This window comes from Roseomonas aeriglobus (assembly GCA_016937575.1).
GTDB lineage: Bacteria > Pseudomonadota > Alphaproteobacteria > Sphingomonadales > Sphingomonadaceae > Sphingomonas > Sphingomonas aerigloba.
In genome coordinates, this window is record JAFHKN010000002.1 from 502,149 (window position 1) to 513,567 (window position 11,419).

Annotated in this window: 16 protein-coding genes; 6 read left to right on the plus strand and 10 right to left on the minus strand. The window is 65.9% G+C overall.

Annotated features, from left to right (window positions below; genetic code table 11):
• The first annotated feature begins 60 nt into the window (after nt 1-60).
• Nucleotides 61-465 carry a hypothetical protein gene (locus JW805_02845; protein ID MBN2970956.1) on the plus strand — a complete coding sequence of 135 codons (405 nt, stop codon included), beginning with the start codon at nt 61-63 and terminating at the stop codon, nt 463-465.
• Here JW805_02845 and JW805_02850 read toward each other — a convergent pair.
• A complete protein-coding gene (locus tag JW805_02850; protein MBN2970957.1) occupies nt 367-1,350 on the minus strand; it encodes an NAD-dependent epimerase/dehydratase family protein in 984 nt (327 codons plus the stop codon). The genes JW805_02845 and JW805_02850 overlap by 99 nt on opposite strands.
• A 150-nt stretch (nt 1,351-1,500) precedes the next feature.
• On the opposite strand from JW805_02850, the gene JW805_02855 reads away from it, so the two are divergent.
• The 3 genes from JW805_02855 to JW805_02865 all read left to right on the plus strand — a co-directional run bounded on the left by JW805_02855 (nt 1,501) and on the right by JW805_02865 (nt 2,953).
• Nucleotides 1,501-1,707 (plus strand): 30S ribosomal protein S21, encoded by a 207-nt coding sequence (locus JW805_02855; GenBank protein ID MBN2970958.1) that lies wholly within the window; start codon nt 1,501-1,503, stop codon nt 1,705-1,707.
• 110 nt (nt 1,708-1,817) lie between these two features.
• Nucleotides 1,818-2,429, plus strand: a complete 612-nt coding sequence (locus tag JW805_02860; protein MBN2970959.1) for an FKBP-type peptidyl-prolyl cis-trans isomerase — start codon at nt 1,818-1,820, stop codon at nt 2,427-2,429.
• Between the two features lie 68 nt (nt 2,430-2,497).
• Nucleotides 2,498-2,953 carry an FKBP-type peptidyl-prolyl cis-trans isomerase gene (locus JW805_02865; protein ID MBN2970960.1) on the plus strand — a complete coding sequence of 152 codons (456 nt, stop codon included), beginning with the start codon at nt 2,498-2,500 and terminating at the stop codon, nt 2,951-2,953.
• A gap of 479 nt (nt 2,954-3,432) precedes the next feature.
• On the opposite strand, the gene JW805_02870 is transcribed toward JW805_02865, so the two are convergent.
• Nucleotides 3,433-3,696 (minus strand): hypothetical protein, encoded by a 264-nt coding sequence (locus tag JW805_02870; GenBank protein MBN2970961.1) that lies wholly within the window; start codon nt 3,694-3,696, stop codon nt 3,433-3,435.
• 180 nt (nt 3,697-3,876) lie between these two features.
• Here JW805_02870 and JW805_02875 point away from each other — a divergent pair, with 180 nt between their 5' ends.
• Nucleotides 3,877-4,896, plus strand: a complete 1,020-nt coding sequence (locus tag JW805_02875) for a M48 family metalloprotease (GenBank protein ID MBN2970962.1) — start codon at nt 3,877-3,879, stop codon at nt 4,894-4,896.
• Here the strand turns inward: JW805_02875 and JW805_02880 are convergent.
• The 3 genes from JW805_02880 to wecB are packed head-to-tail and all read right to left on the minus strand — an operon-like array spanning nt 4,880 to nt 8,096.
• A complete protein-coding gene (locus JW805_02880; protein MBN2970963.1) occupies nt 4,880-5,632 on the minus strand; it encodes a serine/threonine protein phosphatase in 753 nt (250 codons plus the stop codon). The genes JW805_02875 and JW805_02880 overlap by 17 nt on opposite strands.
• A gap of 54 nt (nt 5,633-5,686) precedes the next feature.
• Nucleotides 5,687-6,988, minus strand: coding sequence for a UDP-N-acetyl-D-mannosamine dehydrogenase (gene wecC, locus JW805_02885; GenBank protein MBN2970964.1), 1,302 nt, complete (start codon nt 6,986-6,988; stop codon nt 5,687-5,689).
• Nucleotides 6,972-8,096 carry a UDP-N-acetylglucosamine 2-epimerase (non-hydrolyzing) gene (wecB, locus tag JW805_02890; protein ID MBN2970965.1) on the minus strand — a complete coding sequence of 375 codons (1,125 nt, stop codon included), beginning with the start codon at nt 8,094-8,096 and terminating at the stop codon, nt 6,972-6,974. The genes wecC and wecB overlap by 17 nt, the downstream gene beginning before the upstream one ends.
• Before the next feature lie 85 nt (nt 8,097-8,181).
• On the opposite strand from wecB, the gene galU reads away from it, so the two are divergent.
• Nucleotides 8,182-9,054, plus strand: a complete 873-nt coding sequence (gene galU / locus JW805_02895) for a UTP--glucose-1-phosphate uridylyltransferase GalU (GenBank protein ID MBN2970966.1) — start codon at nt 8,182-8,184, stop codon at nt 9,052-9,054.
• 1 nt (nt 9,055) lies between these two features.
• On the opposite strand, the gene JW805_02900 is transcribed toward galU, so the two are convergent.
• The 5 genes from JW805_02900 to dut are packed head-to-tail and all read right to left on the minus strand — an operon-like array spanning nt 9,056 to nt 11,172.
• On the minus strand, nt 9,056-9,265 hold the full coding sequence (locus tag JW805_02900; protein MBN2970967.1) for a hypothetical protein: 210 nt from the start codon (nt 9,263-9,265) through the stop codon (nt 9,056-9,058).
• Between the two features lie 41 nt (nt 9,266-9,306).
• The gene (locus tag JW805_02905) at nt 9,307-9,606 is read right to left on the minus strand and encodes a hypothetical protein (GenBank protein ID MBN2970968.1); all 300 of its coding nucleotides are present in this window, start codon (nt 9,604-9,606) and stop codon (nt 9,307-9,309) included.
• A complete protein-coding gene (gene moeB, locus JW805_02910) occupies nt 9,594-10,343 on the minus strand; it encodes a molybdopterin-synthase adenylyltransferase MoeB (protein ID MBN2970969.1) in 750 nt (249 codons plus the stop codon). Before moeB ends, JW805_02905 begins: the two co-directional genes overlap by 13 nt.
• The gene (locus JW805_02915) at nt 10,340-10,732 is read right to left on the minus strand and encodes a hypothetical protein (GenBank protein MBN2970970.1); all 393 of its coding nucleotides are present in this window, start codon (nt 10,730-10,732) and stop codon (nt 10,340-10,342) included. Before JW805_02915 ends, moeB begins: the two co-directional genes overlap by 4 nt.
• The gene (gene dut / locus JW805_02920) at nt 10,729-11,172 is read right to left on the minus strand and encodes a dUTP diphosphatase (protein ID MBN2970971.1); all 444 of its coding nucleotides are present in this window, start codon (nt 11,170-11,172) and stop codon (nt 10,729-10,731) included. Before dut ends, JW805_02915 begins: the two co-directional genes overlap by 4 nt.
• Between the last annotated feature and the right edge of the window lie 247 nt (nt 11,173-11,419).

The window sequence follows — 11,419 nt, forward strand, 5'->3', positions numbered from 1 at the left end:
ACCCCATCATGCCGCTATTGCCTGCAAGCGCCTGACCCGCAGGCGACAAGGGACTGCACTATGAAATGGGTCGCGGCGGAATATCACCGGTTCATCGAATGGATCGGCGACGGTACGGGCCTGCCCGACACCATCTTGCATATTCACGCGGGGATGGCCGTGTTGATGGTCGCGCGGCTGGTGACCCGACGGTCCTTTGGCAGCTTTGTCCCCTTTGCCGCCGTCGTTCTTGCCGAAGGGGCGAACGAGGTGCTCGACCGCATCAACTTCGGGTCTTGGCGCTGGGACGATACGCTCAGCGATATCGGCAATACGCTGTTCTGGCCGCTGGTCATCAGTCTGGGGGTTCGATTGCGCCCGTTGCTGCTACCCCCGGTAGAAGTCCCGATACCAGTCGACGAACCGGCCCAGGCCCTCGGCCAGCATGACGCGGGGACGATAGCCGGTGAGCGCGTGGAGCGCTGACACGTCGGCATAGGTCGCGGTGACGTCGCCTTTCTGCATCGGGCGCATGATCTTGTGCGCTGTGGCGCCCAGCGCGGACTCGAGCGTCTCGATCATTTCCATCAGCCCGACGGGATGGCTGTCCCCGATATTGAGGATGCGCGGACATTTGGGTTCGGGCGGATGGTCGAGCGCACCCAGGATGCCGTCGACGATGTCGTCGATGTAGGTGAAGTCGCGCGCCATCTTTCCCTCGCCGAACACCTCGATCGGTTGGCCCGCCAGGATCTTCTGGGTGAATCCGAAATACGCCATGTCGGGTCGGCCCCATGGCCCGTACACGGTGAAGAAGCGCAGCCCCGTCTGCGGAATCGCATACAGATGGGCGTAGGACGCACTCATCAGCTCGCAGGACCGTTTGGTCGCGGCATAGAGTGAAACGGGCGCATCGACCGCATCGGTCTCACAAAAGCCCTGACCATCCATCGGTCGGTCGCCATAAACCGAACTGGAGGACGCATAGACGAGGTGCGCGAACCCGGGGGCGTGGCGGGCTGCTTCCAACACCGACAAATGGCCGTGCAGATTGGCGTGGCTGTAGGCGAAGGGATTGTCGAGACTGTAGCGGACGCCGGCTTGCGCCGCGAGATGAACGATGCGGGTGATCCCGTGGCCAGTCACCAGCGTGGCGAGGGCAGGGGCGTCGGCGATATCCATCCGGTGCATCGCAAAGCCATCGCGGGCGACCAGGGTCGCCGCGCGTGCTTCCTTCAGCGCAGGGTCGTAGTAGGGCACGAACGAATCGACCCCGATGACCTGCTCGCCACGGTCGAGCAGTCGATGGGAGACGGCGTGGCCAACGAAGCCGGCGGCGCCGGTGACGAGGATTGGGGTGAGGGAAGGCATCGCTGCCTCTGGTAGCACAACGGCCTTATCAGTCGATTGACGCCGTCACGCCTTGAAAAAGCGGAAACTGCCTGCTAGTGGGCCGCCACTTGCCGGCGCGGACGCTGTTCGCGGCGCCGCTTATCTATCGATCCGGAGCTTTTGAGTTTTATGCAGATCATCGTTCGCGATAACAACGTCGACCAGGCCCTCCGCGCGCTCAAGAAGAAGTTGCAGCGCGAGGGCGTCTATCGCGAAATGAAGCTGCGTCGCCACTACGAGAAGCCGTCGGAAAAGCGCGCTCGCGAGCGTGCGGCCGCGGTGCGTCGCGCTCGCAAGCTGGAGCGCAAGCGCGTGGAGCGCGACGGCGCCAAGTAAGCCGTCGGCCGGGCGTGCGAGGCGGACGGCGAGTCCGCTTCGCAGCTCTCAACTTTCTCAACTTTCGCGGTCTGGCCGAGCGCCGGCCGCCTAGCAGCACTGGGCCCGCCATGTCGGTCACCGCCGTTCCGATCCCGCCGGTCAAGCGCCGCTACATCACCTTCCTGATCCTCGGCCTGCTTCTGGCAGTCGTCGGTGCGGCCGCGCTCGCCTGGCAGGCGCCCACCGATTTCCTGACCGCAAACGGGCGCAAGGCCGGGGTGGTCACCACCGCATCGGGCCTGCAGTACAAGGTGCTGAAGCCGGGGGCGGGCGCGAGGCCGACGGATACGGACGTCGCTCTGATCAGCTACATCGGCAAGCTGCCTGACGGCACGGTCTTCGATCAGAGCCAGCAGCCGACACCGATGCCGGTCGCTGGCGTCGTTCCGGGCTTCTCCGAAGTGCTGAAGCTGATGCCGAAGGGCGCGAAGTATCAGGTCTGGATCAAGCCTGAACTGGGCTATGGCGCGCCGCGCCCGGCCGGTGCCCCGCCGCTCGACGGCAAGGCCGCAGAACTCGCCAAGCAAGTGCTGGAGTTCGAAGTCGACCTGCTCGATTTCCTCCCCGAATCGGTCGTGCGGCAGATGCAGATGCAGCAGATGCAGCAAATGCAGGGTGGCGCCGGCGGCATTCCGGGCGGGGCGGCACCGGGCACCGCGCCGGCTCAGCCGGTCCGCTGAGCGACATTCCGCCTCCGTCCTCGGCGCCCGTCGCGGCGGCCGGGCCGACGACGCGGAAAGCGTTCTTCATGGGTGTATTCGTCGGCCTGATGATCGCCGCCTTCGTCGTCGTCGCGTTGTCGGCGTGGCGGAAGGGCGCAAAGCCGGCGATCGACCCCGCAGTGTCGGCGGCCTTCCTCGAAACGAATCGCGGTGTGCAGGGCGTCACCCAGACGGCGTCCGGCCTCCAATATAGTGTGCTGAAGGCCGGCAGCGGCGCCACGCCCACGCCGGGCGACCGGGTGCGAATCACCTATATCGGGCGCCTGACCGACGGAACGACCTTTGATCGCAGCGCAGCGCCCGTCGATTTCGGTGTCTCGGACGTTGTGCCCGGTTTCTCCGAAGCGCTGCAATTGATGCCCGTCGGGTCCCAATATCGTGTCTGGATCCCGCCGTCGCTTGGCTACGGTGTCCGCGGTGCCGGACCCGTTCCGCCCAATGCGGTCCTGGTGTTCGATATCGAATTGCTTGCGATCAATTGACTGGGTTCTGACGGATTGCGAACTTCGTCGCCGCCTGACGGTGAAAGGGAAGCGCCTTCTGGGCTGACGGCGCATGAAAGGCGCGTGAACGGCGATAGCAAATTGCTTGGCGCTTCGCTTCTCGATGCTGCCACTTGCTGAACACGTGTTTCGCGAGGCGTCGCCGTCGTCTCTCGACCGTCAGGACCAAAGCATCGCCCTTATTAGGGACCCTCGGGCGAAATTCGGCCTTCTTACCGAAGCCCGGTTTGCGATTTCATGCTGCAAAGCCTTGGGGGCAACCGAGGCCAGGCGCGACGCCGCGCTCACGGGTCGGCGCCAGGTCGTCATGTCCTAGGCAATTACGACGGCCCCGGCCCATTCTCAGCGCCAGCGACGTCAGATTGCGCAAGGCGACGCTTTAACGACGCATAAAAAAAAGGGCGGCTGGTTTCCCGACCACCCTCTTTTCGTCAAACTGTCGTCAGACCGACGCCGGATTAGCGGCTGTCCGGGGTCGAATCGCCAGCGCTTGCACCTGCCGCAACGCCCAGGCCTACCGCGGCCACAGCGACGATCAGGATGAGAACGCCAGCGCCAACCGCCTTCGACTTGCCTGCCGGGGTCGACACACGCGCCGAAGCGGGAACCGCCTTCGACAGCGAGAGCTTCGCAGCCGGGTTAGCCGTCGCTGCAGTCGCAGCAACCGGCATCACTGCCATCGACGCTGCCGCATACGCCAGCACTACCTTCGACAACCGCATAAACTACTCCCTTACGTGGTCTTATGTTCGCAATCTCGCGAGGCTATGTCACACACAGTTGTGCAGTGCAACCCCGAACCACCCAACACGCGACCTCATCATAGGTTGCATGCAAACGGCGAGGTCCGAAAAATAATCCGTTTTGTTCCCTGACCAACTTGGCGCACAGACAATTTGCGAATGCCAAAAGATGTTTACCTAAAGCTTAAGCGGTGCCTGTTTCGGGCGACGGTGGCGTCCTGCGCCTTTCTCACGCTGTCTGCCGCGGCGCCCGACACTCTCGATCGTGCAGCGATTCTGCGGACGTTGCTCGCGCAGGATGTCGCGGTGACCGAGATTGGCAGCCGTCAGCAGATCGCCGCCATCGGGCTGTGCCGGGATCGGGGCTGGGTCACAGGTATGACCCTGCAGGCACTGACCCAATTCGGTCGCGACTATCGCGATGACGCCCGCAGGCTGTTCGCGTTCGGCGATCGACCGATCGTTTTCGCGGTCGCGCCGGATGGTCCCGCGGCGCGAGCCGGTTTGATGACCGGCGATACGGTTTTGGCGATCGATGGCGTTCAGACCGGGAAGGTTGATCCCGCCGGTGCGGCAACCGTGGCGGACAGCGAACGCGCCGTTGACCTGCTCGATTCCACGATGCGCGATGGCCAGGCGACGCTCACGATCGAGCGGGCGGGTCAGCGCCTCACCCGAACGATCCACGGCGCGCCCGCGTGTCGTGCCCGCTTCGAGGTTCGCGCCGGCAGCGATACCAACGCGAGCGCGGATGCGACGCGGGTCCAGATCTCGAGCGACCTCATCGATCCGGATCGTGCCCGGCAAGATGTCGCGCCGGTGCTTGCGCATGAACTCGCGCATATCATCCTACGGCATCCCCAGACGCTCGCGCGTAACTTTCGGGGGCTGCTTCCCGGCTTCGGCAAGGGCGGGGCGGCGATCCGGGCGAGCGAGATCGCGGCCGATCGGTTGAGCCTCTATCTGCTAGACCGCGCCGGTTACAGCGCGGACGACGCGGTCGCCTTCTGGACCAAATTCCTGCGCGCGAATGATCCGGGCCTGCTGTCCGATCGAACCCATCCGGGGTGGAAGACCCGTGTCGCGGCCCTCCAGGCCGAACTGGCGCGCCTCAAGGCCCTTAAGGCCAGCGGCCAGCCGGTCGAACCGCCGGCGGACCTGCTCACGCCGTTGCGATGAACCAGCGGTCCTCGCCATCGAGGCCGATCGCGGTAAGCACGCCCGAGGCATAGGCGCCGGTGTCGATACCGATCCGGTTCGATCGTTCGTCGACCGACTCGGTGATCGTATGGCCGTGGACGATCATGCGCGGGTGCGAGTGCTTGTGATCGAGGAAGCCCGTGCGGATCCAGCGCAGATGCTCTGGCTTCTGTTGGTCCAGCGGCACGCCTGGGCGGATGCCCGCGTGGACGAAGGCATAGTCGCCGACCTCGATCACATCCTCGAGGTTGCGGACAAAGTCGATGTGGCGCTGCGGAATGTGCGCGCGCATCAGATCGACCATCTCGCCGAAATCGGCCCGCTCATAGTCTTCTTCGCGGACGCCGTAGCTCAGGATCGTTTCCCGCCCCCCGGCACGGGCGAAGATGCGCGCCGCCTCGCGGTCGCCGTCCAGCGTCAAAAGCATCAATTCTTCGTGATTGCCCGCCAGCACGCGGACGTCGGGGCCGGCCAATCCCATGATCCGCTCGACGACGCCCGCACTGTCGGGGCCACGGTCGATCAGGTCGCCCAGCGCGATGATCAGCCGGCGCTTCGGCGCGCGCGCGGCATGGTCGGCGTCGATACGCGCCAGCACATCGTCGAGCAGGTCGGCGCGACCGTGGATGTCGCCGATGGCATAGACGCGCAGGTCGTCCGGAACGCGCGGGCGTGGCGGGCTGATGCGGGATTTGCCGAACAGGGATCGAAACATGGAACGCGGGGCTACTCTACTGACGCGCGGCCTTGCCGAGCCCCCGCCTTGCGATCAAGTCCCGAATTTAAGCGGTACGACGGTCGGTGCCGGTTGATTGACAGGCTGATCGAGCCAGATGCCGCGTGTATCGTACACCTGCTTTGCAGCGCGCTCGACGAGCGGGATTGAGCGGAAGACGTCATGGTCGACCAGAACGATCAGCGTCTCGCAGGTTTCCAGAGCCGTATCGACGTCGATCAGGGTCGCGCCGCGCGCGTCCAGGCTGAGGGGCAATTCCGACGCGAACGGCTCGACGATCCGGATGCGGGCACCGAATTGCTCGGTCAATGCCGTGGCGACCTTCAATGCCGGGCTTTCGCGGAAGTCGTCGATGTTCGCCTTGAAGGCGAGGCCGAGTACCGCGACCGGGCCGTCGATTCGCGCGATCAGGTCGGCGGCGCGAGCGATGGTGACGTCGGTCTTGCCGTCGTTCACTTCGCGGGCAGTGCGGATCAGCGGCGTATTGTCCCGGTCAGCGGCGACCAGGAACCAGGGGTCAACCGCGATGCAATGCCCGCCGACACCCGGACCCGGCGACAAAATGTTGACGCGCGGATGGCGGTTGGCGAGCCGGATGACTTCCCAGACGTCGACGTCCATGCCTTGGGCGATGATCGAAAGTTCGTTGGCGAACGCGATGTTGACGTCGCGAAAGGCGTTTTCGGCGAGCTTGGTCATCTCCGCCGCGCGCGCGGTCGTCGTGACGCAGGCGCCGCGAACGAAGCGGCGGTAGAAGCCAAGCGCTTTGCGCGCACAGCGCGGCGTGATGCCGCCGATGACCCGGTCGTTATCGATCAGCTCGACCAGAATACGGCCCGGCAGCACGCGCTCGGGGCAATAGGCGATGGCGACATCGGCCTGTTCGGTTGCCTTGCCCGGCATTCTCAGGTCCGGGCGAAGCGCCGCGAGATGATCGCGCACCTGCTCGGTCGTGCCGACGGGGGAGGTCGATTCGAGGATGATGGTGTCGCCCGCCTTCAGTACGGCGGCGATGGTGGTGGCGGCACGCAAGACATAGCCGATATTGGGTTCGTGATCGTCCTTGAACGGCGTCGGCACCGCGATGACGAAGACGTCGGCCGGCGCGATCTCGGTCGAGGCGCGCAACGTTCCGCGGGCGACGACACCCGACACGAGCCCGTCCAAGTCGACTTCCTCGATATGCACGCGGCCCGAATTGACCGTATCGACGACCGAAGGCGTCACGTCGACGCCCAGCACTTGCGCGCCCGTTCGTGCGATCACCGCTGCCGTGGGAAGGCCGATGTAGCCGAGGCCGAGGACGGCAACCGTCAGTTCAGAGCCCGAAGTCATTCGCGACGATCCTCGCAATCCGTGCCGAGGCCTGACCGTCGCCGAACGGATTGTGGGCGCGGGCCATGGCCGAATAGGCATGGCTATCGTCGAGAAGGGTAAAGACTTCGGAAACAATGGTTTCGGCCGTCGCGCCGACCAACTTCGCGGTGCCGGCGGCGACACCCTCGGGGCGCTCGGTCGTGTCGCGCATGACCAGGACCGGTTTGCCGAGCGCCGGCGCCTCCTCCTGCACACCACCCGAGTCGCTCAGCGCAATGTGTGCCATCGACAGCGCGCGGATGAAGTGCGGATAATCCAGCGGGTCGATGCGCGCCACATTCGGCCGATCGCCCAGCATCGCGTCCATTACCGACACGACGTTCGGGTTGGGGTGAACCGGGAAGAGCACGGCGACATCGTCACGCTCGGCGATGCGACCGATGGCCTGGGCGATCTCCTCCATCCCGCCGCCGAAATTCTCACGGCGATGGGTGGTGACGAGCACGATCTTCTTGCCTGAAAAGCGCTCGGCGATGGGGTCGAGCCCGGCGGCAAGCGATGGATCGGCAGCGATTCGCGCCTGCGTCCAGAGCAGCGCGTCGATCACGCTGTTGCCGGTGACATGGACCGTCTCGGCCGCGATATTCTCCCGCCGCAGCGCGTCGGCGGCGGTCTGGGTCGGTGCGAAATGCTGGTCGGCAATCGGTGCGACGATGCGCCGGTTCACTTCTTCCGGCCATGGTGCCCAGATGTCGCCAGAGCGCAGACCGGCTTCGACATGAGCGACCGGAACCTTGCGATAATAGGCGGCGAGCGCACCGACCATGGCGGTTGCCGTGTCGCCCTGGACGAGCACCCGGTCGGGCCGTTCGGCATCCATCACGTCACCCAGGCTCGTCAACAGCCGCGCGGTCAGCCGATCGAGCGACTGCCCCGGCTCCATCAGATCGAGATCGATGTCGGGCGTGAGGCCGGCGATCTCCAGCACTTGGTCGAGCAACCCGCGGTGCTGTGCGGTCACACAGGTCCGCACCGCAATACCGGGCGTGTCGGCCAAGGCACGGACGACCGGAAACAGCTTGATCGCCTCCGGGCGGGTGCCGAAGATCACCAGGACTTTCTTCATGCCTGCGTCCCTACCGCTGCCAGCGTTAAACCGGTCCTAACCGCACGCGATTGCAGGGCGGCCAAGACGCGGTTACGAGAGCGTCATGACCTTCAAACCCGTCCGCAAGGCTGTCTTCCCGGTCGCCGGTCTCGGCACGCGCTTCCTGCCCGCCACCAAGGCGATGCCGAAGGAAATGCTGACCGTCGTCGACAAGCCGCTGATCCAATATGCGGTCGAGGAGGCACTGGAGGCAGGGATCGAGCAGATCATCTTCGTCACCGGCCGCGGCAAAGGGGCGCTCGAGGATCATTTCGACATTTCCTACGAGCTTGAGGCGACGATGCGCGAACGGGGCAAGAGCCTCGATCTGATTGCGGGCATCCGCCAGAAGCCGGGCTCGCCGGTGTACATCCGTCAGCAGGAGCCGCTGGGCCTTGGCCATGCGGTCTGGTGCGCCCGCGACATCGTCGGCGACGAGCCGTTCGCGGTGCTGCTGCCGGACGAACTGATGGTCGGCACGCCGGGATTCCTTCGCCAAATGGTGCAGGCGTACGAGCGGGTCGGGGGCAACATCATCGGCGCGCTGGAAGTCGATCCGCAGGAAACCAGCAAGTACGGCATCATCACGCCGGGGACGGTCGATGGCCCGCTGACCGAAGTGCTGGAAGTGATCGAGAAGCCGGCAGCAGGCACCGCCAAGTCGAACCTGATGACACCGGGCCGCTACATCCTGCAGCCCGAAGTCATGCGTATCCTCGACAACCCGCAGACCGGGGCGGGCGGCGAGATCCAGCTGACCGATGCGATGGCGCAGCTGATCGGGCGGCAGCCGTTCCACGGTTTCACCTTCGACGGCCAGCGCTACGACTGCGGCGACAAGGCGGGGTACATCCAGGCGAACCTTGCCCTGGCGCTGGCGCGCGAGGATATCGGGCCTGCGGTGCGGACGTTCGCCGAAGCGGCGCTGGGTCGATAGGTCAGTCGCGCCGGGCGAGGGCGTCTATCGCGCTTTTGCCATAGACGTGGCGGCCGCCCGCGGCGTCGGCGATGATCAGCAGCGCCTCGTCCTGCGTTTGACGATCGAGCGATCGCCACTGCATCAAGGCACGATCGATCGTCGTCTCCGGCAGCGGCTTGCTGTCCGGGGCGTAGGAGGTCACGAGTTGGGCAGTGGCGGTCGGCTGCATGGCAAGGCGTCCTTCCCGAAGCGCCGACCTTAATCCAACCGTCAGGCAAAGACCAGCCGGTCGTCACCCAGTGTCCCGAGCAGGCCGACCATTCCGCCGCCTTCAGCACCGTCGGGCAGCGGCACGCCGTGCACGTCGAGCGCGGTCTGGCACGCGATGACCTCCACGCCCAGTTCCCGCGCGGCATCGCAGAGCGGACCGGTGAACGGCAGCGTTACTGCCGCGTCGTGCAGATAGAGGCGCGCGCGGCCCCCCAGTGCCGCCTGGGCATTGGCGAGCGTCAGCGCGGCGTCAAAACGCGCCAAATCGGCACCGGCGACCACGATCGTCAGCGCGCGCATCGGCACCCGGCATCCTTTGGGACCGACATGGTGCGGAAGCGGAAGGCAAGCGCGTCGGCCAACAAGAGCTTGCCCGCCGGATCGTCGCCGAACGGGACGATCGCCCTGATCGCCTCGAGCGCGGCGAGACTTCCCATCACACCCGTCATAGCGCCCAACACGCCGGCCTCGGCACAGCTCGCCTCGGCACGCTCGGGATCGTCGCCGACAAGGCAGCGGTAGCAGGGTTTGCCCGCCTCCCATCCGCGATACAACGCCAATTGCCCCTCGAACTGGCCGACGGCCGCGGAGACGAGCGGAATACGTGCCGCCAGCGCGGCATCGGCAACCGCCAGCCGGGTCGCGAAATTATCGCATCCGTCCAGGATCACGCTTGCCCCAGCGATCAGCGCGGCGGCGTTGGCCGTATCGATCCGTTCGGTCACCCCCGTCACCGCCACGGCGGGATTGATCCGCGCCGCCGCCGCCGCCGCCGCCTCGACCTTCGCCCGGCCGACATCGTCGGTCGCAAAGATCGTCTGGCGTTGGAGGTTGGACAGGTCGACGCGATCATCGTCGATCAGCGTCAGTCGCCCGATGCCGGCCGCTGCGAGATACTGGATCGCCGGCGACCCGATCCCGCCCGCGCCGATCATGACGACATGTGCCTGACCAAGCCGGATCTGGCCCGCACCGCCGATCTCGCGCAGCACGATGTGGCGCGCGTAGCGCTCCAGCTCGGCGTCGCTCAGCGTCATTTGGTCCAGTCGAAGGTGATCGTGGTGCGATACCAGCCACTTGCCGGCAGCCGCACGTTGCTGCGCGCCAGGCTGGAGACGAGCCCGGCAGCGAATTGCTCGACCGTCGGGCAGTTGATCGCCCGTGGCACGACGAGTCGCGGCAGCCCGTCGCTGCGTAACAGGACGGCGACCTCGACGGCGACGCGGGTGCCCTCGACCGGGCAGCGCTCCGCCACGACGGTCCGCCCGACGAAGGCATCGAGCTCGGGCACGCGCTGCGGCGGCGCTCGCCACGGCAGCGGGGGGACCGCCGACCAGTCGGCGGGCGGAGCGGGCGCGGCTGGCGGCGCGGGCGGCGTGGCCGCCACCTGTGCCGTTGCAGCCACCAAGGCCAGAAAGACGCTCATCGGCCGGTCGATCCGAACCCGCCCTCGCCCCGCGCCGTTGCGTCGAGATCGTCGACCTCGTCCAGTTCGGCGCGCAGGACCGGCGCGGGCACCAGCTGCGCAATGCGGTCGCCACGGGCGATGGTGAAGGTCTCGGCCCCCAGATTGGCCAGGATCACCTTCACTTCGCCGCGATAGTCGCTGTCGATCGTGCCCGGCGTGTTCAGGCAGGTAACGCCGTGCTTCAGCGCGAGGCCGGAACGCGGGCGCACCTGCACCTCGAATCCGTCCGGGATGGCGATGGCAAAGCCGGTCGCGACCGCACGCCGCCCGCCCGCGCCGATCTCGACGGTTTCTGCCGACACCACGTCCATTCCGGCAGCCCCGGCCGTGGCATAGGCGGGGAGGGGCAGGCCTTCGCCGTTTGCCAGGCGCTTCAAGGCGATGCGGATCGCAGTCATGACGTGCTCAATACCCGACCCGAGGCGGTCTGTCGAAGCTGTGTGTTGAAGACGATGCTAACCGCAAAAGTTGCGATACCGCGGCCCATTCGTAAGCCTTCGTCACTTTTGTCACTTTTGCGGAAAAGAGCAGGCGTTCGGTCTTTCGCAGGAGCCATCCGGTCGGGTGAAGCAGATTGCGGCAATGTAGGAAAATGGTTTTTGGGCGGACGGCTCGGTAACCAGACCGGCTGCTTTGGTGGCGCGA

Excerpts from the sequence above, each read along its gene's own strand:
- JW805_02855 (MBN2970958.1), top strand. The coding sequence starts at position 1,501 with ATGCAGATCATCGTTCGCGATAACAACGTCGACCAGGCCCTCCGCGCG.
- JW805_02865 (MBN2970960.1), top strand. The coding sequence starts at position 2,498 with ATGGGTGTATTCGTCGGCCTGATGATCGCCGCCTTCGTCGTCGTCGCG.
- JW805_02915 (MBN2970970.1), bottom strand. The coding sequence starts at position 10,732 with ATGAGCGTCTTTCTGGCCTTGGTGGCTGCAACGGCACAGGTGGCGGCC.
- JW805_02850 (MBN2970957.1), bottom strand. The coding sequence starts at position 1,350 with ATGCCTTCCCTCACCCCAATCCTCGTCACCGGCGCCGCCGGCTTCGTT.
- wecB (MBN2970965.1), bottom strand. The coding sequence starts at position 8,096 with ATGAAGAAAGTCCTGGTGATCTTCGGCACCCGCCCGGAGGCGATCAAG.
- JW805_02900 (MBN2970967.1), bottom strand. The coding sequence starts at position 9,265 with ATGCAGCCGACCGCCACTGCCCAACTCGTGACCTCCTACGCCCCGGAC.
- moeB (MBN2970969.1), bottom strand. The coding sequence starts at position 10,343 with ATGACGCTGAGCGACGCCGAGCTGGAGCGCTACGCGCGCCACATCGTG.
- JW805_02880 (MBN2970963.1), bottom strand. The coding sequence starts at position 5,632 with ATGTTTCGATCCCTGTTCGGCAAATCCCGCATCAGCCCGCCACGCCCG.
- JW805_02845 (MBN2970956.1), top strand. The coding sequence starts at position 61 with ATGAAATGGGTCGCGGCGGAATATCACCGGTTCATCGAATGGATCGGC.
- galU (MBN2970966.1), top strand. The coding sequence starts at position 8,182 with ATGACCTTCAAACCCGTCCGCAAGGCTGTCTTCCCGGTCGCCGGTCTC.
- dut (MBN2970971.1), bottom strand. The coding sequence starts at position 11,172 with ATGACTGCGATCCGCATCGCCTTGAAGCGCCTGGCAAACGGCGAAGGC.
- JW805_02870 (MBN2970961.1), bottom strand. The coding sequence starts at position 3,696 with ATGCGGTTGTCGAAGGTAGTGCTGGCGTATGCGGCAGCGTCGATGGCA.
- JW805_02875 (MBN2970962.1), top strand. The coding sequence starts at position 3,877 with ATGCCAAAAGATGTTTACCTAAAGCTTAAGCGGTGCCTGTTTCGGGCG.
- wecC (MBN2970964.1), bottom strand. The coding sequence starts at position 6,988 with ATGACTTCGGGCTCTGAACTGACGGTTGCCGTCCTCGGCCTCGGCTAC.
- JW805_02860 (MBN2970959.1), top strand. The coding sequence starts at position 1,818 with ATGTCGGTCACCGCCGTTCCGATCCCGCCGGTCAAGCGCCGCTACATC.
- JW805_02905 (MBN2970968.1), bottom strand. The coding sequence starts at position 9,606 with ATGCGCGCGCTGACGATCGTGGTCGCCGGTGCCGATTTGGCGCGTTTT.